Origin of the sequence: Bradyrhizobium sp. NBAIM14 (genome assembly GCF_020193895.1) — a bacterium.
Lineage (GTDB): Bacteria > Pseudomonadota > Alphaproteobacteria > Rhizobiales > Xanthobacteraceae > Bradyrhizobium > Bradyrhizobium yuanmingense.
In genome coordinates, this window is the sequence record NZ_JADYVQ010000001.1 from 1,123,419 (window position 1) to 1,142,882 (window position 19,464).

The 19,464-nt window shown below is 64.8% G+C and carries 14 protein-coding genes; 6 read left to right on the forward strand and 8 right to left on the reverse strand.

Annotation, left to right across the window (positions count from 1 at the left end):
• The first annotated feature begins 20 nt into the window (after positions 1 to 20).
• Complete coding sequence (locus tag I6F28_RS05230) at positions 21 to 362, forward strand: hypothetical protein (protein ID WP_035997356.1); 342 nt, start codon at positions 21 to 23, stop codon at positions 360 to 362.
• Here I6F28_RS05230 and I6F28_RS05235 read toward each other — a convergent pair.
• Positions 336 to 4,442, reverse strand: a complete 4,107-nt coding sequence (locus tag I6F28_RS05235; RefSeq protein ID WP_225139394.1) for a bifunctional diguanylate cyclase/phosphodiesterase — start codon at positions 4,440 to 4,442, stop codon at positions 336 to 338. The two genes, I6F28_RS05230 and I6F28_RS05235, sit on opposite strands and share 27 nt — an antisense overlap.
• Before the next feature lie 244 nt (positions 4,443 to 4,686).
• Positions 4,687 to 5,142: an Lrp/AsnC family transcriptional regulator gene (locus I6F28_RS05240; protein ID WP_035997339.1), complete on the reverse strand. Its 456-nt coding sequence runs from the start codon at positions 5,140 to 5,142 to the stop codon at positions 4,687 to 4,689.
• 152 nt (positions 5,143 to 5,294) lie between these two features.
• On the opposite strand from I6F28_RS05240, the gene I6F28_RS05245 reads away from it, so the two are divergent.
• Positions 5,295 to 8,744, forward strand: a complete 3,450-nt coding sequence (locus I6F28_RS05245; protein ID WP_225139395.1) for an indolepyruvate ferredoxin oxidoreductase family protein — start codon at positions 5,295 to 5,297, stop codon at positions 8,742 to 8,744.
• Between the two features lie 75 nt (positions 8,745 to 8,819).
• On the forward strand, positions 8,820 to 10,241 hold the full coding sequence (gene iaaH, locus I6F28_RS05250) for an indoleacetamide hydrolase (RefSeq protein ID WP_225139396.1): 1,422 nt from the start codon (positions 8,820 to 8,822) through the stop codon (positions 10,239 to 10,241).
• 81 nt (positions 10,242 to 10,322) lie between these two features.
• Here iaaH and I6F28_RS05255 read toward each other — a convergent pair whose 3' ends face one another.
• On the reverse strand, positions 10,323 to 11,342 hold the full coding sequence (locus I6F28_RS05255) for a DUF3616 domain-containing protein (protein ID WP_225139397.1): 1,020 nt from the start codon (positions 11,340 to 11,342) through the stop codon (positions 10,323 to 10,325).
• Between the two features lie 319 nt (positions 11,343 to 11,661).
• The gene (locus I6F28_RS05260; RefSeq protein ID WP_035997299.1) at positions 11,662 to 12,573 is read right to left on the reverse strand and encodes a LysR family transcriptional regulator; all 912 of its coding nucleotides are present in this window, start codon (positions 12,571 to 12,573) and stop codon (positions 11,662 to 11,664) included.
• Between the two features lie 204 nt (positions 12,574 to 12,777).
• On the opposite strand from I6F28_RS05260, the gene I6F28_RS05265 reads away from it, so the two are divergent.
• Genes I6F28_RS05265 through I6F28_RS05275 form a run of 3 tightly spaced genes read left to right on the forward strand, consistent with a single transcriptional unit; the run spans position 12,778 to position 16,064 of the window.
• Positions 12,778 to 13,959, forward strand: coding sequence for an HlyD family secretion protein (locus I6F28_RS05265; protein ID WP_225139398.1), 1,182 nt, complete (start codon positions 12,778 to 12,780; stop codon positions 13,957 to 13,959).
• A 4-nt stretch (positions 13,960 to 13,963) separates the two neighbouring features.
• Entirely contained in the window at positions 13,964 to 15,577 is a 1,614-nt protein-coding gene (locus I6F28_RS05270) for an MDR family MFS transporter (protein ID WP_225139399.1), read from the forward strand.
• Between the two features lie 25 nt (positions 15,578 to 15,602).
• Positions 15,603 to 16,064, forward strand: a complete 462-nt coding sequence (locus tag I6F28_RS05275; RefSeq protein WP_225139400.1) for a carboxymuconolactone decarboxylase family protein — start codon at positions 15,603 to 15,605, stop codon at positions 16,062 to 16,064.
• A gap of 133 nt (positions 16,065 to 16,197) precedes the next feature.
• On the opposite strand, the gene I6F28_RS05280 is transcribed toward I6F28_RS05275, so the two are convergent.
• From I6F28_RS05280 to I6F28_RS05295, 4 genes are all read right to left on the reverse strand, one after another.
• A complete protein-coding gene (locus I6F28_RS05280) occupies positions 16,198 to 17,058 on the reverse strand; it encodes a D-amino-acid transaminase (RefSeq protein WP_225139401.1) in 861 nt (286 codons plus the stop codon).
• Between the two features lie 203 nt (positions 17,059 to 17,261).
• Positions 17,262 to 17,993, reverse strand: a complete 732-nt coding sequence (locus tag I6F28_RS05285) for an amino acid ABC transporter ATP-binding protein (protein ID WP_036036333.1) — start codon at positions 17,991 to 17,993, stop codon at positions 17,262 to 17,264.
• A gap of 12 nt (positions 17,994 to 18,005) precedes the next feature.
• Positions 18,006 to 18,698: an amino acid ABC transporter permease gene (locus I6F28_RS05290; RefSeq protein ID WP_035997282.1), complete on the reverse strand. Its 693-nt coding sequence runs from the start codon at positions 18,696 to 18,698 to the stop codon at positions 18,006 to 18,008.
• A gap of 3 nt (positions 18,699 to 18,701) precedes the next feature.
• On the reverse strand, positions 18,702 to 19,433 hold the full coding sequence (locus I6F28_RS05295) for an amino acid ABC transporter permease (RefSeq protein ID WP_035997279.1): 732 nt from the start codon (positions 19,431 to 19,433) through the stop codon (positions 18,702 to 18,704).
• Positions 19,434 to 19,464 lie beyond the last annotated feature (31 nt).

Consider the following 19,464-nt stretch of genomic DNA (forward strand, 5'->3'; position numbering starts at 1 on the left):
ATTCCGGGAGCATCGACCACATGCATCAGGCTGCCCGCCTGGAATTCGAGCGCGTGATGGAGGAGTTCGTCCGCTGGCATGTGGTGCCGGAGAACGAGCGTTCGCCCGCGCCCGCCTGGTGGTGGGGGCCCGCGATGGCCGTGGTCGACGACCAGGAGCCGATGAGCGCAACAAGCTGCTGCGCGTTGAACGTGAGCGAAGGGACGAGCTTCGCCGAGGGCGCGCGCGCCATTCTCGCGCTGTTCACCGAGCAGACGTCACTGACCGGTCCCCAGGACTTTCCGAGCAAGGCCGAGGGGGAAGAGCACGAGGTGCGCGAGCTGCACCCGCAGCCGTCAGACGACAGCGCGTTTCAGCCCTGAGCCTGCGTCTTCGTCGGCCACTTCCGGCTGGAGCGGCGGCGCGACGGGCAGCGCCATGGGCCGCAGCAGCTCGCCCATCTGCCGCCCCGGCAGCGGCTTGGAGATCAGGAAGCCCTGCATCTCGTCGCAGCCATGGGCGCGCAGGAAGGCCTCCTGCTCGGCGTTCTCGACGCCTTCGGCGACGACGGTCATGCCGAGGGCCTTGCCCATGCTGATGATCGCCTGCGCGATGGCCTGATCCTCCGAATCCTGCGGCAGGTCGCGCACGAAGGAGCGGTCGATCTTGATCGTGTCGATCGGGAAGTGCTTCATCAGCGACATCGACGAATAGCCGGTGCCGAAATCGTCGATGGCGAGACGGATGCCGCGGCTCTGGATGGAGTCGAGCACCTTGAGCGCGCGGCCGACATTGCGCATCATCATGCTCTCGGTGACCTCGAGCTGGAGCAGCACCGGCGACATGCCGGAGGCCGCCAGCGCCTCGTCGACGTCCTGCAACAGATGCTCGTCGGCAAACTGCCGCGGCGACAGGTTGACCGCCATCGACAGCGGCAGCAGGCCGCGGCGCTGCCAGGCCATGGCCTGCGCGCAGGCCTCTTTCAGCACCCAGCGGCCGATTGGCACGATCAGCCCGGTTTCCTCCGCGAGCGGAATGAACTGTGCCGGCGAGACGTTGCCGAGATCGGGGTGCGCCCAGCGCAGTAGCGCCTCGACGCCCGTGATCTGACCCGTCGCCATGTCCACCTTGGGCTGGTAGTTGAGCGAGAACTGCTCGCGCTCCAGCGCGCGGCGCAGCGCGCTCTCCAGCGACAGCCGCTCGATCGACTGCGTCTTCACCTCGTTGGAGAAGAAGCGATAGCCGTTCTTGCCGTCCTCCTTGGCGAGGTACATCGCCATGTCGGCGTTCTTGGTCAGCGTCTGCGCGTCGGAGCCGTTGGCTGGATACATCGCGATGCCGATCGAGGCGGTGGAATGGCACTCGTGGCCGGCCAGCTGCATGGGCTCGGCGAGCGCGGCGAGCAGCCCGGTGGCGATGCGCTGGACGTCCTCGATCTCGCCACACTGGTCGAGGATCACCACGAACTCGTCGCCGCCGAGCCGCGCGACCACGTCGCTCGCCCGCAGGGCGCCGCGCAGACGGTTCGCCACCTCGAGCAGGAGCAGGTCGCCCGCCTCGTGACCCAGCGAATCGTTGATGACCTTGAAGCGGTCAAGGTCGATGAACAGCACCGCAAAGCGGTGATCGTGGCGTTGCGCCGCATCGATCGCCTCGCGCAGCAGGGCGTTGAAGGTCTCGCGGTTCGGCAGATCGGTCAGGCTGTCGTGCGAGGCGAGGTATTCGATGCGCTCGTCAGCCTTGTTCTTCTCGTCGGCGCGATCGAAGTTCTCCATCGCGAAGGAGACGTTGTCGGCGAGGCGCTGCAACAGCTCGACGAATTCGGGCGTGAAGGTCGCCGGTTCGGTCGACATGTAGATCATGACGCCGACCGCCTGGTCGTGCACGATGAGCGGAAACGCGGCGCCCGACCGCGCGCCGTCCGCGCGCACGATGGGGTGGAAGACACGGACGCGGTCGTCGTTGAGATAATCGTTGCTGATGCAGGGCTGGCGCGTGCGGAACGCCGTGCCGCTCATGCCGCGCCCTTCCGGCCGTTCGGGATCGACGGAAAGACGGACATTGCGCGTGGTGCCGGCGGAGGGACCTGCGGCGGCGACGATCTCGAGCTGGTCCGTGCCGGGTCTGGCCAGGGCAATCGTGGTCGAAGTGAACTTGGCGCCGTTCGACGCCGCAAGGCAGACGAGGTCGAACAGCTCGGCCCGCGACTTCGCGCGCATGATCGCCTCGTTGGTCGCGCTCAGCGCCGCGAACATGCGCGTCAGGCGCTCCTTCTGCGCTTCGGTGCGGGCCTTCTCCTCGGCGCGCTCGAAATTGTCGAGTGCGAAGGAGACGTTCTCCGCGAGCCGCCCGAGCAGCTCGACCAGATCGGGCGTGAACGTATTCTCTTCCGGTGCGAGGAAGAGCAGAATGCCGACCGGTTCCCGTCCCGCTCTCAGAAGCGGGAAGCTCGCCGCAGCCCGCGTTCCATCCTCGATGGCCTGCGCGCGCCAATATGCGGAGCGCGGCTCGTTCAGATAATCGTTCATCACACTGGGCCGGCACGTCCGCAGCGAGGTGCCGATGATGCCCTGGCCCTCGGGATGGTCGGCGGAAATGATGCAGGTACGCCCGCTCATGCGCTCCTGCAAGCGTCCCTTGACGGCAACGACGCGGACGAGTTCGCGTGCTTCGTCGATGATGCCGATCGTCGCCGAGGCGAACAGATCGCCGAGCACGGCCGCCTGGCAGGCCGCGTCGAACAACTCCTCGCGCGTCTTGGCGCGCATGATGGCTTCGTTGGTCGCGCTCAGCGCCTCGAACATTCCGCTCAGACGATTGCGCTGCTTGTCCGCCCGCGCCTTCTCATCGGCACGGTCGAAGCTTTCGAGCGCGAAGGCGACGTTGGCCTGAAGCTTGCGCAGCAGCTCGACGAGCTCCGGCGTGAAGGTGCCGCGCTCCGGGGAGTTGAACAGAAAGACGCCCTCGACCCGGTCGCCGTTGAACAGCGGCAAGGCCGCGGAGGATGCGATGCCGGTGCGGCGGGCGCTGGCCTGCCAGGGCGCAATGCGGTCGTCGGCGAGCACGTCGTTGCTGACGGCGGGCTGGCGCGTGCGAAACGCGGTGCCGGTCAAGCCGCGCCCTTCGGGCACCTGGTCGGAGGTGGAGAACGTGAAGTTGCGAACCTGATCCGCATTCGGGCCGTAGCAGGCGACGACGCGCAGCAGCCCGGTCCGATCGTCGACCAGCGCGACGGTGGCTGAGGTGAACTTTGCTCCCGTTGCGGTCGCCTCGCAGACGAGGTCGAACAGCTCAGCCCGCGACCGTGCCCGCAGGATCGCCTCGTTGGTGGCGCTGAGCGCTGCATACATGCGCGCCAGGCACTCTTCTTCGGCGGAGATCCGGGCTTTCTCGGCCTCGCGGCCGAAATTCTCGATCGCGAAGGAGACGTTCTCGGCCATGCGCAGCAGCAGCGCGACGATCTCCTCGTCTTTGGCCCAGGACCGGCTGATGAAGAACAGCAGCACGCCGACGCTCTCGCCGTGCCTGATCAACGGCGCGACCACGCAGGCGGCGACGCCGGTGTTGACGTTGGCCTGCTCCCACGGCGTGCCCCTGGTGCGGCTGGCGAGATCGTCCTCGACGATGGCTTTCTGCGTCCGGAACACCTCGCCCGATATGCCCTTGCCGTAAGGGCTCTCCGGATCGACCGAATAGCGTGCCTGGGTGACGAGATCGAGGTTCTGCCCGGTGGCGGCGACAGGCTTCATCCAGTGCGAGTCCGGCTCGCGAAGCAGCACGATGGTCGCCAGCGACTTGCCGCTGTGGACCGAAGCGTCGCACACGAGCTGGTATAGCTCCCGCTCGGTCTTGGCGCGCAGGATGGCTTCGTTGGTGGCGCTGATGGCGCCGAACATGCGGTTGAGCCGCCGCGTCGCCCGCTCGCTGGTCTGCCGCGCGGTCTCACGGGCGAAATTGTCCAGCGCGTAGGAAATGTTCGCCGACATGCGCTCGAACAGTGACACCATCTGCTCGTTCAGCGAGTTGGCCTCGCTCCGCGTCACATACAATACGCCGACGCTCTTGCCATTGCAGAGCAGCGGCAGCGCCGCGGCCGCACCGATATGCGCCTTGGCGGCGCCTTCGCGCCACGCCAGCGAGCGCGGATCGTTCAGATAGTCGTTGCTGACGCACAGCTTCTGATCGCGAAACGCCTCGCCGCCGACGCCGGATCCTTCAGGCGTCCCGGCTTCCGTCGTGATCACGATCGAGCGGAGCCGCGCAACGTCATCGCCACAACCGGCCGCGTAGCGCAGCCTTCGGCCGTCCGGCTCGACCAGGAAAACGGCAACGGCCAGAAAATCCCCGCTCGAAAACCCGGCGTCGCAGACCTTCTGGTACAGCTCCTCCGGCGATCTCGCGTACAGGATCGCTTCATTGATGGCGCTCAACGCCGCAAAGGTGCGCGCGAGTGTCGTCGGCACGATCTCAGCTCCCAGGCATTTCTGCCTATTTATCCCGGGACCTTTATGCGCGGCGATCGCCTAAGTCGTCGTTATTGCGCGGCGCAAACCGTCGATCAAAGTGAACGAGCTGCGAACGAGCGCGACAAAACTGACCGGAATACCGCTGCGACGCCGAACCGCCTACGAATGGCATGTTCAGTTACCACTTTGCAGCCTGTGTTGGTTTACGGGAGGTTGATATCGCGGTGCCGTAGCACCTCCTTCAAAACGGCAGCGCCACGCTGGTCTTGATCTCCTTCAGCACCACGTTGCTGCGGACGTAGCGGATGCCGGGGATGCGGAACATGAACTCGTCGAGGAAGCGGTTGTAGGCCGCCATGTCCTGCACGATGACGCGCAAATGATAATCGGCGTCCCCGGTGGTCGCAAAACACTCCAGCACCTCGCGGCGCTTGGTGACCCTCGCCACGAATTCATCGACGAACTTCGCATCGTGCCGCTCCAGCGAGACGTGGAGGATGGCGGACATCGCAAAGCCCGCCTGCTCGCGCGCGACCAGCGCCGCATAGCCCTGGATGACGCCGCTCTCCTCCAGCGCGCGCACCCGCCGCCAGCAGGCCGAGGTGGACATGCCGACCCCGTCGGCGAGTTGCTGATTGGTGGCGCGGCCATCTCGCTGGAGATGGGCGAGAATGCGGGTGTCCTGCTCTTCGATCATGGGAGGCTCCGATTCGAGCAGATCTACCAGATTGGGCGCCTGCATGCAAAATTCTACCGGATTTCCATAACAGAAGGGATAAATAGGTAAGACCTACCAGCGGCCCGGGCATAACCTTCCAGCACTGGGCAGGATGCCGCGCGAGGTCCGCCATGGACGCCATTCCGTCAATCGACACGTACGAGCTCGCCGATCGCTATGAGCGCGAGGAGGGCCGCGTCTTCCTCACGGGCACGCAGGCCATCGTCCGCATCGCACTCGACCAGGCGCGACGAGACCGTGCGGCCGGGCTCAACACCGCCGGCTTCATCTCCGGCTATCGCGGCTCGCCGCTCGGTGGCATCGATCTCGAGCTCTGGCGCATCCAGCAGCGGCTCAAGCAGGACCGCATCGAATTCCTTCCCGCCGTGAACGAGGACCTCGCGGCGACAGCTGTACTCGGCTCGCAACAGGTCGAGACGCAAGGCGACCGCGAGGTCGATGGCGTGTTCGGGCTCTGGTACGGCAAGGGCCCGGGCGTCGATCGGTCCGGCGATGCGCTCAAGCACGGCAACGCTTATGGCTCCTCGCCGCATGGCGGCGTGCTGGTGGTCGCCGGCGACGACCATGGCTGCGTCTCCTCCTCGATGCCGCACCAGTCCGACGTCGCCTTCATGAGCTGGTTCATGCCGACGCTGCACCCCTCGGACGTCGGCGAATATCTGGCGTTCGGCGAATATGGCTACGCGCTGAGCCGCTTCTCCGGCATGTGGGTCGGCTTCAAGGCGATCTCCGAGATCGTGGAATCGGGCGCATCCATCGCGCTACGCCCGCCGCGCGTCTTCCGCACGCCAGACTTCACGCCGCCGCCGGGCGGCCTGCACTATCGCTGGCGCGATTTGCCCGGCCCGCAGATCGAGGAACGGCTGGAAGCGAAGAAGCACGCGGTCTACGCCTTTGCCAAGGCCAACCCGATCGACCGGCACATCTACGATATCCCCAGCGCCACCTACGGCATCGTCACCACCGGCAAGGCGCATCTCGACCTGATGGAAGCCCTGCGGCTGATGGGCCTCGATGAAGCCGCCTGCCGCCGCCTCGGCATCGACGTCTACAAGGTCGGGATGGTTTGGCCGCTGGCGCTGCACGACGCGATGGAGTTCGTGAGAGGCAAGCGCGAGATCCTGGTGGTCGAGGAGAAGCGCGGCATCGTCGAGAGCCAGTTCAAGGAGTATTTTTACGATTATCCCGGCAGCAAGCCCGAGCGCATGGTCGGCAAGCACGACGAAACCGGCGCACGGCTGATCTCCTGGATCGGCGAATTGTCGCCTCGCGCGCTCGCGAACGTGCTCGCGCGCCGGCTCGATCCGATGTTTCCGGGTCTCAATCTCGCCGCGCGCGCGGCCGCCCTGATGCCGGAAGCCGCGCGCACGATCAATGTCAGCGGCGCGACGCGCACGCCCTATTTCTGCTCGGGATGTCCGCACAACACCTCGACCAAAGTGCCGGAAGGATCGAAGGCGCTCGCCGGCATCGGCTGTCACTTCATGGCGAGCTGGATGGACCGCGAGACCTCCTCGCTGATCCAGATGGGCGGCGAGGGCGTGAACTGGGCTGCTTCATCGCGATTTACCGGCCGCAAGCACGTGTTCCAGAATCTCGGCGAAGGCACCTATTATCACTCCGGCTCGATGGCGATCCGGCAGGCGATCGCGGCCAAGGCCAACATCACCTATAAGGTCCTGTTCAACGACGCGGTCGCCATGACCGGCGGCCAGCCGGTCGACGGGCCCGTCAGCGTCCATGCCATCGCCCACAGCGTCCGCGCCGAAGGTGTCGAGCGCATCGCCCTGGTGTCGGACGATCCCGCGCAATTCAGGCCGGCCGACCTGCCATCCGGCGTGACCATCCATCCGCGTGAGGAGATGGATGCCGTGCAGCGCGAGCTGCGCGAGGTTCCCGGCGTCTCGGTGCTGATCTACCAGCAGACCTGCGCCACCGAGAAGCGGCGCCGGCGCAAGCGCGGGCAGATGGCCGATCCCAAGCGCTTCGCCTACATCAACGACCTCGTCTGCGAAGGCTGCGGCGACTGCTCGGTCGAATCCAACTGCCTCAGCGTCGAGCCGAAGGAGACGCCGTTCGGGCGCAAGCGACAGATCAATCTGTCGGCCTGCAACAAGGATTTTTCCTGCCTCAACGGCTTCTGTCCGAGCTTTGTCACAGTCGAAGGCGCGACGCGGCGGAAGAAGAGCGCGAGCCGGATCGATGTGGCCGGCCGCGCCGCCACACTACCCCTGCCCGCGCCCGCAACGCTCGAGCGGCCCTACGATCTCTTGGTGACCGGCGTCGGCGGCACCGGCGTGATCACCGTCGGCGCGCTGATCGGCATGGCCGCGCATCTGGAACACCGCGGCGTTTCGGTGCTCGACTTCACCGGCTTTGCGCAGAAATTCGGGCCTGTGCTGAGCTACATTCGCCTGGCCGCGAGCCCCGAGGCGCTGCACCAGGTTCGCATCGACCAGGGCGCGGCCGATGCGCTGATCGGCTGCGACCTCGTCGTCAGCTCCTCGCCCAAAGCCTCAGGCACATATCGCCGCGGCACCCGTGCCGCCGTCAACACCGCGGAAATGCCGACCGGCGACGTGGTCCGCTTCCGCGACGCCGATCTCGCTGCGCCAAGCCGCCTGCGCGCAATCGGTCAGGTCATCGGCGAGCACAATCTCGACACGTTCAATGCCAATGCGCTGGCCGAACGCCTGCTCGGCGATGCCGTCTACGCCAACATCATCATGCTCGGCTTTGCCTGGCAGCGCGGTCTCGTCCCTGTTTCGCTGCAGGCGCTGCTCCGCGCGATCGAGCTCAACGGCGTCGCGATCGAACGCAACAAGCAGGCCTTTGCCTGGGGCCGGATCGCCGCTGCCGATCCGGATTTTCTGCCGAACTCGGACAAGGCACCTGAAGCCGAGACGCTCGACCAGATCATTGCCCGGCGCGCCGAGTTCCTCGCGGCCTATCAGAACAACGCCTACGCGGCGCGCTACCGGGCGATGGTCGGAAAGGTCCGCAATGCCGAGGCCAAGCTGAACAGTGAGGCGCTGACCGAGGCGGTCGCTCGCGGCCTGTTCAAGCTGATGGCCTACAAGGACGAGTATGAGGTGGCGCGGCTGCACATGCGAAGCGGCTTTCTCGACGAGCTGAAGCGTGAATTCGAGGACGGCTTCAGCATCCAGTACCACCTCGCCCCGCCGTTCCTGAAGTCGCGGCGCGATGCACGGGGACGTCCGCGCAAACGCGCCTTCGGCCAGTGGATTCAGGTGCCTCTGGCTATGCTCGCGCGCTTGAAAGCACTGCGCGGAACGCCGTTCGATCCGTTCGGCTACACCGCGGAACGGCGCGCGGAGCGTGAATTGATCGCCTGGTATGAAGGCCTGATCGAACGGATGCTGGGCGAGCTCGATGCGGCGCATCTGCCAAATCTCGTGGCGATCGCCAAAGGCCCGATGGATATCCGCGGCTATGGCCCGGTGAAGGACATCGCGATTTTGAAGGTGAAGGCCGACGTCGAGCGGCTGCTCGCCGAACTGGACACGCCATCGCCGGCAAGGATGCACGCCACCGGTTGACGCGGCGCCGCGGACGCTTCAGCCTCTGCTCCTTAAGGGACGCTCTGATGGCCTCCTGCGATCGGGTGATGCATCATGGATTTCGACCAGTTGACACTGACCGAGGCCGCGGCCGGCCTCGCCGCCGGGACATTCACGAGCACCGCACTCACCCGGGAAGCCCTGGCCCGCGCCAAGGCCAACGCCGAACTCAATGTCTTTGTCACCCTGGACGAAGCCGGCGCCTTGAAGGCCGCGGCCGCGTTCGACGCGGCAGGCGATAAGACAAAGCCGCTCGGCGGCGTACCTATCGTGATCAAGGACAATATCGAGGTCGCGGGACTGCCCTGCAGCGCCGGCACACCGGCGCTGAAGGATTACATTCCGAAGGCCGACGCGCCTGTCGTGACAAAGCTGCGCGATGCCGGGGCGGTCATCATCGGCAAGACCAGCATGCACGAGCTCGCCTTCGGCATCTCCGGCTACAACACCGCGTTCAAGACCGGCGCCGAGTATGGCGTGCGCAACGCCTATGATCGCACTTTGATCGCCGGCGGCTCCTCGTCAGGCACGGGCGCGGCGATTGGCGCGCGGATCGTCGCCGGCGGGCTCGGCACGGACACCGGCGGATCGGTGCGGGTGCCTGCCGCCCTGAACGGATGCGCCTCGCTGCGCCCGACGGTCGGGCGCTACCCGCAAGACGGCATCGCGCCGATCTCGCACACCCGCGATACCGCAGGCCCGATGGCTGCGACCATGGCGGATGTCGCGCTGCTCGACCGCGTCATCGCCGGTGGCGATGCGCTTGCGCCGGCGGATCTGACGCAGGTCCGCGTCGGCCTCGCGAGATCGATGCTGGCCAATCTCGATGCCGACACCGAGGCCGCGTTCCAGGAAGCCGTCGCGAAAATGAAGGTGCAAGGCGTCACGGTCGTCGAGATCGAGATGCCGCAACTGGCAGAGCTCGACGCCCAGGTCAGCTTTCCCGTCGCGCTGTACGAGGCCTATGACGATCTGGTCGCCTATCTCAGGCACACCGGCACCGGCCTCTCCATCGCGGCACTGGCGGAGCAGATCGCCAGCGCCGATGTGAAGGGCACCTATGACGGCTTGGTGATCCCGCGCAAGCTGCCTGGTCCCGACGGCACCCTGGTCGACGCCAAGCCGATCTACGACGCCGCGATCGAGATTGCGCGCCCCGCGCTGCAGGCGCTGTACGCCAGGAGCTTTGCCGACAACCGGCTCGATGCGATCGCCTTCCCAACCACGCCGCGCGTCGCCATTCCCTCCAATCCGGAGTCCAGCAGCCTCGAGAATTTCGGCCTGTTCATTCAGAACACGGACCCAGGCAGCAATGCCGGGATTCCCGGCATCCAGATCCCGATCGCGCTCGGCGCCAGCAGCAGATTGCCGATCGGGCTTGAGCTCGATGGCCCCGCCGGCAGCGATCCCCGCCTGCTCGCGATCGGCATGGCGCTCGAGGCTGCGTTCGGGCGCTTGCCGCCACCGGCTCGCTGACGGACTCCCTCCGGAAATGCTGGAAGGTGGCGCCTCGTTCGTTCGGCCGGCTGGACAAGGCGAGGGGAGGTCCGATCCCGTTCATCGTGGTATTTCGATGGGGGTGGGCGTACCTTCCTTATCGCTGTCGAATACGATCAGGACCCGCAGTCCGGCGGAAGTCGCGCCCAACGGCAGTAGTCCCTCCGGCTTTCGCTTTGGATCGAACGGGAGTTCCTTCAATAGCCGCACGGTCTCGGACTCTCCGTCCCAAGAATATATTGCGTAGGCTCCCGGCCCGTCCGCAACAGGACCGGCCAGGATGAGGGTGCGATCGCCGAACGCGGCGAGATCGCGTACACCCCTGTTGTCACCGAGCGGAAGTCGGAACAGCTGGTGAGTCGTGCTTTTTCGATCACCGAACAGCGCGTCTATCTCTACCGAGAGGACGACGGCGCGATTGTCGTTCAAGACGGGGCCCCGGAATCCCGCGAGCAACGTCCGATCGTCCTTGATCGCCACGCCCTCGATGGTCAAGCCGTTCTTCTCCAGCCTGATATCCATGAACTCGAGAAGCGCAGGTTCGGCCGCGATGACCTCTCGCAATTGCCCCGTACGCTCGAGGCCCGACGCATTGCCATCTGCCCCCGTCGTGCGGAACCGAACGATCTGGCTGCTTGCGCCAATCCTCGCCCGAATCTTATCGGCATCTTTCTTGGGGTCGAGCTTGTGGTCCTTGTCCCGCGGATGGCCATGCGAGCCGATGACGTAATACTGCCGTTTGGAGAAGGCGACGCCCTCGCCATCAAGTTCGAGCGCCTTGCCATTGAACGTGTTGTTGATCAACTTCACGGGGCTGCCGGCGACGAGCTTGCCGTCGGTCAATTCGATGAATTGAGCGCCCTGGAGATTGTCGTGGATAACGAGGCACGAACGGGGAAACCCATCAGCGGTCGTGCAGGCGATGCCGCTGACATCCTTCGACTTGCCTCCGTCCTTGCCGATCAGCTTGTTCTTGACCGGCCACACATCGTCGGCCGCAGCAGGAGAAGGCTGCACGCCACCCGCCATCACGAGGCCGAGCAGCAAAGTCGCAATCCATCCTGTTCTGGCAATGGTCATCGAAGCCTCCCTAGAGCCGCAGTCGGGCCAGACCAAGCCATCCAGCTCCATCACAGGATGATGCCGCCAATCCCTTGCGAAGCTCTCACGCAAGCGAACGTTGACCGGCTTGCCCCCGGTCGATCCGTCAAACATGGAAGAGCAACAGATGGAAGAGGAGAAGCTAGAAAGCTGGCCTGGACGAAACGTCGTATCAAAAAAGAATCGAACCGAATGCCTCGGTCCCAAATACATCATTCATATCTCAGGTTGTATTGTTGCAGGCAACTCGGCGTTGTCAACACGCTTTCTGCCGCACGTGGAGCCGGCGGTGAAAGTCTCATGAATACGGGTTGATCAGCTTCTGCTGCTCGGCGCTGTGGTGCACGAGCAGGTCGATGAAGGTCCTCACTTTCGCCGACAGATGATGACGATGCGGATAGACCGCGTTCATGGAGAGCTCGACCGTCCGATATTCCGGCAACAGGCGCACGAGGCGGCCGGCTTCGAGATCATCCTGAATGAGGAACCCCGCCATCAGGCAGATTGCGGCGCCCTCCAGCGCGACCTCGCGCAGCGCTTCTCCGCTATTGGTGACGAAGCTGCCGGAGACGCGCACCGAGGCCGGCGTGCCCTTACGATCGAGGAAGCGCCATTCGTCGCCGAACGGATAGTTCAAGTGCCGACCACAATTGTGCCCGGTGAGCTCGTCGAGCTTCTGCACCCGGCCGTGCTTCTCGATGTAATCGTGGGAGCAGCACAGCACGTGGCGCCAGGTGGCAAGGCTGCGCACGATCAGGCTTGAATCCGGTGGCTGTGTCATGCGCAGGGCAACGTCATAGCCTTCTTCGATGAGGTCGACCTCGGCCTCGCCCATGCGCAGATCGATCTTGAGCTCCGGATAGGTCGACAGCAGTTTGGCCGCAATCGGCGCGACGAACGGCACCATGTGCGTGGCGACGTGAATGCGCAGCGTGCCGCGCGGCACCGACTGCAATTCGCTCGCGATGTCGTCGGCCTGTTCGATATCGGCGAGAATCTGGACGCAGCGGTCGTAATACGCCTTCCCGATCTCGGTCAGATTGACCTTGCGCGTGGTGCGGTGAAGCAGCCGCACCCCGAGCCGGTCTTCCAATGCCTGCACGTGATTGCTCACCATGGTGGTCGACATGTTGAGCTTGCGGGCTGCTGCGGAGAAGCCGCCGGTCTCGACCACCCGGCTGAACACTTCGAGGCTGGTCAATCGATCCATGGCTTTCCTTGACTGGGATGTGCGCCTCAGCAGCAATCGCGCGGCAATCGCGCTGGCGTAGCCGCTCGCCTGACCCGGTAGACATCACGAACCAGGGTGACCGCTCAGATTATCCACCTTGAATGGATAATCCTTCCAGAATCTAGCCAATTATCATCCGGGCCAGCAAGACCGATAGTCTCAGCGAGCCGACAGGAGACTGCAATGTCCGAAATGCCCCGCACCGAGACCTTCCAGCAAGCCACTGAAATCACGCGCGATTACGCCAAGGCGCCGCCCGCTATGCCGGCCCGGAACAGGGTCCGGCGCGCGGCCTTGGCGCTCGCGCTGCTCGCAGGCACTGCGACCATGGCCTACTACGGACACGATTACTGGACCAACGGCCGCTACCTCGAATCCACCGACGACGCCTATGTGAAGGCGGACTCCACGATCGTCGCGCCGAAAGTCTCCGGCTACATCGCCAAGGTGCTGGTCGGCGACAATGAGAAGGTTCGGGCGGGCCAGCTGCTGGCCAAGATCGACGACCGCGATTTCAAGGCGGCGCTCGACCAGGCGAAAGCCGACGTCGCTGCCGGCGAAGCCTCGGTCCGCAACATCGACGCCCAGCTCGAACTGCAGCAGCCGATCATTGAACAGAGCACCGCCGACGTCGCCGCTGCAGAAGCCAATCTGAAATTCGCGCAGGAGGAGCGCGCCCGCTACGACGACCTCATGAAGTCGGGCTCCGGCACGATCCAGCGCGCGCAGCAGACCGACGCGGCGCTGCGCGCCAGCAGCGCGCAATTGCAGCATGCCAAGTCCGGCCTCGTCGCCGCGCAGCGCAAGGTCGACGTGCTCACCACCCAGCGCGCCCAGGCCACCGCCCAGCTCGAACGCGCCCGCGCGGTCGCGCAGCAGGCGGCGCTGAACCTGTCCTATACCGAGATCACCGCGCCGGTGGACGGCACGGTCGGCGCCCGCAGCTTGCGTGTCGGCCAATACGTGCAGGCCGGCACGCAATTGATGGCGGTGGTGCCGCTCGACGCCGTCTACGTCGTCGCCAATTTCAAGGAGACCCAGCTCACGCATGTGCGGCCGGGCCAGCCGGTCGAGCTGCACGTCGACAGCTTCCGCAACATCAGCCTGCGCGGCCATGTCGACAGCCTGTCGCCGGCGAGCGGGCTCGAATTCGCGCTGCTGCCGCCCGACAACGCCACCGGCAATTTCACCAAGATCGTGCAGCGCGTTCCGGTGAAGATCGTCCTCGACGACCACAGCCTCACCGGCTTGCTGCGGCCCGGCATGTCCGCGGTGCCGACCGTCGACACCAAACAGGCGGTGCTGGCCGAGCGCGAGACGGCCAAGCGCCTTGCCGACAATACGCCCCGCGCGAATGGGGGTTGAAGCCATGGGCACGCTCCAACCGGCCCTCAACGCCACCTCCGCCAATCTTCCCGCCCCCGTAGCATCCGCCGCGCCGGCGGTGTCGACAAAGACCTGGATCGCGGTGATCGGCGCCACGCTCGGCGCCTTTATGGCGGTTCTGAACATCCAGATCGTCAACGCCTCGCTCGCGGACATTCAGGGCGCGATCGGCGCCGGCATCGACGACGGCGGCTGGATCTCGACCTCCTATTTGATCGCCGAGATCGTGGTCATCCCGCTGTCGGGCTGGCTCGCGCAGGTGTTCTCGATCCGCATCTATCTCCTCACCAACGCGATCCTGTTCCTGGTTCTGTCCGCGGCCTGCGCACTGGCGCAGGATCTGTCGCAGATGATCGTGCTGCGTGCCATCCAGGGCTTCACCGGCGGCGTGCTGATCCCGATGGCCTTCACGCTGATCATCATGCTGCTGCCGCGCGCCAAGCAGCCGGTCGGCCTTGCGCTGTTCGCGCTGTCGGCGACTTTCGCGCCGGCGATCGGCCCGACCATCGGCGGCTATCTCACCGAGAATTTCGGCTGGCAATACATCTTCTACGTCAACCTGGTTCCCGGCGCGATGATGGTCGGCATGCTCTGGTACGCGCTCGAGCCCAAGCCGATGAAGCTGGCGCTGCTTCGCGAGGGCGACTGGGCCGGCATCATCACCATGGCGATCGGCCTGTCCGCGCTCCAGACCGTGCTGGAGGAAGGCAACAAGGACGACTGGTTCGGCTCGCCGTTCATCGTCAAGCTCTCGATCATCGCCGCTGTTGCGCTGACGGCATTCCTGATCATCGAGCTCACGGTGAAGAAGCCACTGCTCAATCTGCGTCTGCTCGTGCGTCGCAATTTCGGCTTCGGCATGCTCGCGAACTTCCTGCTCGGCATTGCACTCTACGGCTCCGTGTTCATCCTGCCGCAATATCTGGCGCGTATTCAGGGCTACAATGCCGAGCAGATCGGCATGGTGCTGGCCTGGACCGGGCTGCCGCAACTCGTGCTGATCCCGCTGGTGCCGCGCCTGATGCAGAAGTTCGATGCGCGGATCATCATCGGCGTCGGCTTCGTTCTGTTCGCAGCATCCAACTTCATGAACATCAACATGACCAACGACTATGCCGCCGACCAGCTGCTGTGGCCCAATATCGTGCGCGCCATCGGCCAGGCGCTGGTGATGGCGCCGTTGTCGGCGGTCGCGACCGCAGGCATCGAAGCGGAGAATGCGGGCTCGGCCTCCGGCCTGTTCAACATGATGCGCAATCTCGGCGGCGCCGTCGGCATCGCGCTGCTGCAAACCGTGCTGTCCAAGCGCGAGCAATATCACTCCAACGTGCTGATGCAGTCGGTCTCTGTGTTCGAAGAGGCCACGCGCACGCGGCTCGAGCAGCTCACGCAATATTTCGTCAATCACGGCGTTATCGACCGTGCGGACGCCGCGCATCGCGCCTATGTCGCGATCGGCCATACCGTACAGAAGCAGGCCTTCATCTTCGCCTTCAGCGACACGTTCTACCTGCTCGGAATGGCGCTGATCGTCGCTCTCATCGCCGTATTCTTTCTGAAGAGGCCCGGCCAAGTCTCGGCCGGCGGAGCCCACTGATCAACCAACGAAAAGGAGAACGACCATGAAGCCCCGCATGAACTACTACCAGGCCGCGCCCGATACGATCAAAGCGCTGGTGGCGCTTGAGCAGCAGATCCAGTCGACCGGCCTGGAGAAATCGCTGATCGAGCTGGTCAAGATCCGGGCCTCGCAGATCAACGGCTGCGCCTTCTGCATCAACATGCACACCGAGGACGCCCGCAAGCGCGGCGAGACCGAGCAGCGCATCTACCTGCTCAATGCCTGGCGCGAATCCCCGCTCTATTCCGACCGCGAGCGCGCCGCACTGGCCTGGACCGAAGCGGTGACGCTGATCGCCGAGACGCATGCGCCCGACGAGACTTACGAACAGGTCCGCGCGCAGTTCTCCGAGGAGGAGACGGTGAACCTGACCATGCTGATCGGTGCCATCAATGCCTGGAACAGGATCGCGATCGCATTCCGCGCCGTGCATCCGCTGAAGGTGAAGGCGTCAGTGGCTTAAACCGACGGCAACGGACGGTCTCGTAGGGTGGGCAAAGCGTAAGCGTGCCCACCATTCTTCAGCAAAAACGGGAGAAGGCGTGGGCACGGCGCAAGCGCGCCTTTGCCCACCCTACGACAGCTACGTATGCCGCTTACACCGCCGTCGCCTTGGCGAAGTCCACGTAGATCTCGCGCAGGCGCGTCGCCATCGGGCCGGGCTTGCCGTCGCCGATCGTCTTGCCGTCGATGGCGACCACCGGCTGCACGAAAGAGGATGCGCTGGTGATGAACGCTTCCTTGGCGGCGAGCGCTTCGGCGACCGTGAAGGAGCGTTCCTCGACGCGGAGCTGACGCTCCTCGGCAAGCGCAATCACGGCCTTGCGGGTGCAGCCGGGCAGGATCGCGTTGGAGTTCTGGCGGGTGACGATGACGTCGTCCTTGGTCAGGATGAACGCCGTGGACGAGCCGCCTTCGGTCACATAGCCATCCTGCAGCATCCAGGCTTCGCCGGCGCCGGCTTCCGCCGCGGCCTGCTTTGCCAGCACCTGCGCCAGCAGCGCCACGCTTTTGATGTCGCGGCGCTCCCAGCGGATGTCGGGCACCGTGATGACATTGATGCCGGTCTTGGCCACCGCGGCGTTGATGATGTCCTTCTCGGACGTGAACATCACCAGGCTCGACCCGACGTCGGACTTGGGAAACGGGAAGTCGCGCCCCTTGTCGGCGCCGCGCGTCACCTGGAGATAGACGAGGCCGTTCACGAGCTTGTTGCGCGCGATCAGCTCCTTCTGCAGCTCGGTGATGCGCTCGATGGTCTCCGGCAGCTTCAACTTGATCTCGCCGACGGACCGCTCCAGCCGCGCCAGATGCGAAGCATTGTCGACCAGCTTGCCATCGAGGACGGCCGAGACCTCGTAGATGCCGTCGGCGAACAGGAAGCCGCGATCGAGCACCGAGATCTTGGCTTCCGAGAGCGGGACGAATGAGCCGTTGACGTAGGCGATCGAGTCCAAGGCAGATCTCCTGGGGAGGGAAGGGATTTGGCCACCGGTATAGGGGATTTGGCGGGCTGGATAAACCCTACCCTCGTCATCCCGGGACGCGCGTAGCGCGAGCTATGGTGCGCAATTGCGCACCTGAGGATCCATACCCCCGATGGTGGTTATGGATTCCGGGCTCACGACTGCGTCGCGCCCCGGAATGACGGTGGCGGTGATTAATGCGAAAGAATCTTCGACAAGAACTTCTGCGCGCGGTCGCTGCGGGGCTTGCCGAAGAAATCGTCCTTCGCCGCGTCCTCGACGATCTCGCCGCGGTCCATGAAGATGACGCGGTTGGCGACCTTGCGGGCAAAACCCATCTCGTGGGTTACGACCATCATGGTCATGCCCTCGCGGGCGAGATCGACCATGACGTCGAGCACCTCGCTGACCATTTCCGGATCGAGCGCCGAGGTCGGCTCGTCGAACAGCATCACGATCGGATCCATTGCGAGCGCGCGCGCGATGGCGACACGCTGCTGCTGGCCGCCGGAGAGCTGCGCCGGGAATTTCTGTGCCTGCTCCTTCAAGCCGACGCGCTCGAGCAGCTGCACGGCCTTGGCCTGCGCCTTGTCATGCCCCCTGCCCAGCACCTTCTCCTGCGCCAGGCAGAGATTGTCGATGATCTTAAGGTGCGGAAACAGCTCGAAATGCTGGAACACCATGCCGACGCGCGAGCGCAGCTTCGGCAGATCGGTCTTGGGATCGTTGACCTTGGTGCCGTCGACCAGGATGTCGCCGCTCTGGAACGGCTCCAGCGCATTGACGCATTTGATCAGCGTCGACTTGCCCGAGCCGGAGGGGCCGCAGACCACGACGACCTCGCCCTTGGTGACATTGGTGGTGCAGTCGGTCAGCACCTGGAAGGTGGGGCTGTACCATTTGTTGACGTGGCTGATTTCGATCATGAGCGGGGAGCCCTAGCGAATGATGGCGATGCGCGCCTGGAGGCGGCGGACGCCGTAGGACGCGATACAGGAGATGGTGAAGTAGACCACGGCGGCGAACAGATACATTTCGACCAGGCGGCCGTCACGCTGCGCCACCTTGCTCGCCGCGCCCAGGAAGTCGGTGATCGACAGGACGTAGACCAGCGAGGTGTCCTGGAACAGCACGATGGTTTGCGTTATCAGCACCGGCAGCATGTTGCGGAAGGCCTGCGGCAGCACGACGTAGCGCATGCTCTGGGCGTAGGTCAGCCCCAGCGCACTCGCCGCGGCCGGCTGGCCGCGCGAGATCGACTGGATGCCGGCGCGCATGATCTCGGAGAAATATGCCGCCTCGAACATGATGAAAGTGACGAGCGAGGACGTGAACGCGCCGACGCTGATCGGACGCGAGGCGCCTGTCACCCACTGCCCGATATAGGGCACCAGGAAGTAGAACCAGAAGATCACCAGCACCAGCGGCAGGGAGCGCATGAAGTCGACATAGATGCCGGCGATGCGCCCGAGAATCTTGAATCCGGACAGGCGCATCAGGGCGAGCGCCGTACCGAAGACTAGGCCGCCGAGAGCTGCGAGGAAGGTCAGCGTCAGCGTGAACGTCATGCCCTCGTAGAACAGATACGGCAGCGCGCGGCGGATGACGTCGAAATCGAGATTGCCGAGCATCGCTTATTTCCCCGTGATGTAGCCGGGGATCGCAACCCAGCGCTCGAGGAAGCGCATCGCGGTCACGACGACGGCGTTGACGAGGAGATAGAGGATGGTCGCGGCGGTGAAGGCCTCGAACACCTGGAACGAGAATTCCTGCATCGAGCGCGCCTGTCCGGTCAGCTCGAGCAGGCCGATGGTGATGGCGACGGCGGTGTTCTTGATGGTGTTGAGGAATTCAGACGTCAGCGGCGGCAGGATGATGCGGAAGGCCATCGGCAGCAGCACGTAGCGATAGCCCTGCACGGTGGTCAGGCCGAGCGCAGTCGCCGCCATCTTCTGCCCGCGCGGCAGCGAGGAGATGCCGGCCTGCAGCTGCACGGCTACGCGCGCCGACATGAAGAAGCCGACCCCGATCGCCGCCGTCCAGAACGGCGCGTTCGGCAATTGCTTCAGCCACAGCCCGGCCGCCCTCGGCAGAATTTCCGGCAGCACGAAAAACCACAGGAAGAGCTGCACCAGAAGCGGCATGTTGCGGAAGAATTCGACGTAGGCGAAGCCGAACCAATTGGCGCCCTTCGACGGCAGCGTGCGCATGACGCCGACGATCGAGCCTGTGATCAGCGCGATCACCCAGGCCAGCGCCGCGGTCTTGAGGGTCAGCGCCAGCCCCGACAGCAGCATGTCGAGGTAGGTGCCGGTCCCCATCGGGTTCGGCTGGAAGAAGATTCCCCAGTTCCAGTTGTAGTTCACGTGTCCCCCGCGCGAACGCGCCCGTCATTGG

Coding starts and splice junctions, on each gene's coding strand:
- I6F28_RS05285 (WP_036036333.1), bottom strand. CDS start 17,993: ATGATCGAAATCAGCCACGTCAACAAATGGTACAGCCCCACCTTCCAG.
- I6F28_RS05245 (WP_225139395.1), top strand. CDS start 5,295: ATGGACGCCATTCCGTCAATCGACACGTACGAGCTCGCCGATCGCTAT.
- I6F28_RS05290 (WP_035997282.1), bottom strand. CDS start 18,698: ATGCTCGGCAATCTCGATTTCGACGTCATCCGCCGCGCGCTGCCGTAT.
- I6F28_RS05260 (WP_035997299.1), bottom strand. CDS start 12,573: ATGGATCGATTGACCAGCCTCGAAGTGTTCAGCCGGGTGGTCGAGACC.
- I6F28_RS05270 (WP_225139399.1), top strand. CDS start 13,964: ATGGGCACGCTCCAACCGGCCCTCAACGCCACCTCCGCCAATCTTCCC.
- I6F28_RS05240 (WP_035997339.1), bottom strand. CDS start 5,142: ATGATCGAAGAGCAGGACACCCGCATTCTCGCCCATCTCCAGCGAGAT.
- iaaH (WP_225139396.1), top strand. CDS start 8,820: ATGGATTTCGACCAGTTGACACTGACCGAGGCCGCGGCCGGCCTCGCC.
- I6F28_RS05230 (WP_035997356.1), top strand. CDS start 21: ATGCATCAGGCTGCCCGCCTGGAATTCGAGCGCGTGATGGAGGAGTTC.
- I6F28_RS05275 (WP_225139400.1), top strand. CDS start 15,603: ATGAAGCCCCGCATGAACTACTACCAGGCCGCGCCCGATACGATCAAA.
- I6F28_RS05255 (WP_225139397.1), bottom strand. CDS start 11,342: ATGACCATTGCCAGAACAGGATGGATTGCGACTTTGCTGCTCGGCCTC.
- I6F28_RS05265 (WP_225139398.1), top strand. CDS start 12,778: ATGTCCGAAATGCCCCGCACCGAGACCTTCCAGCAAGCCACTGAAATC.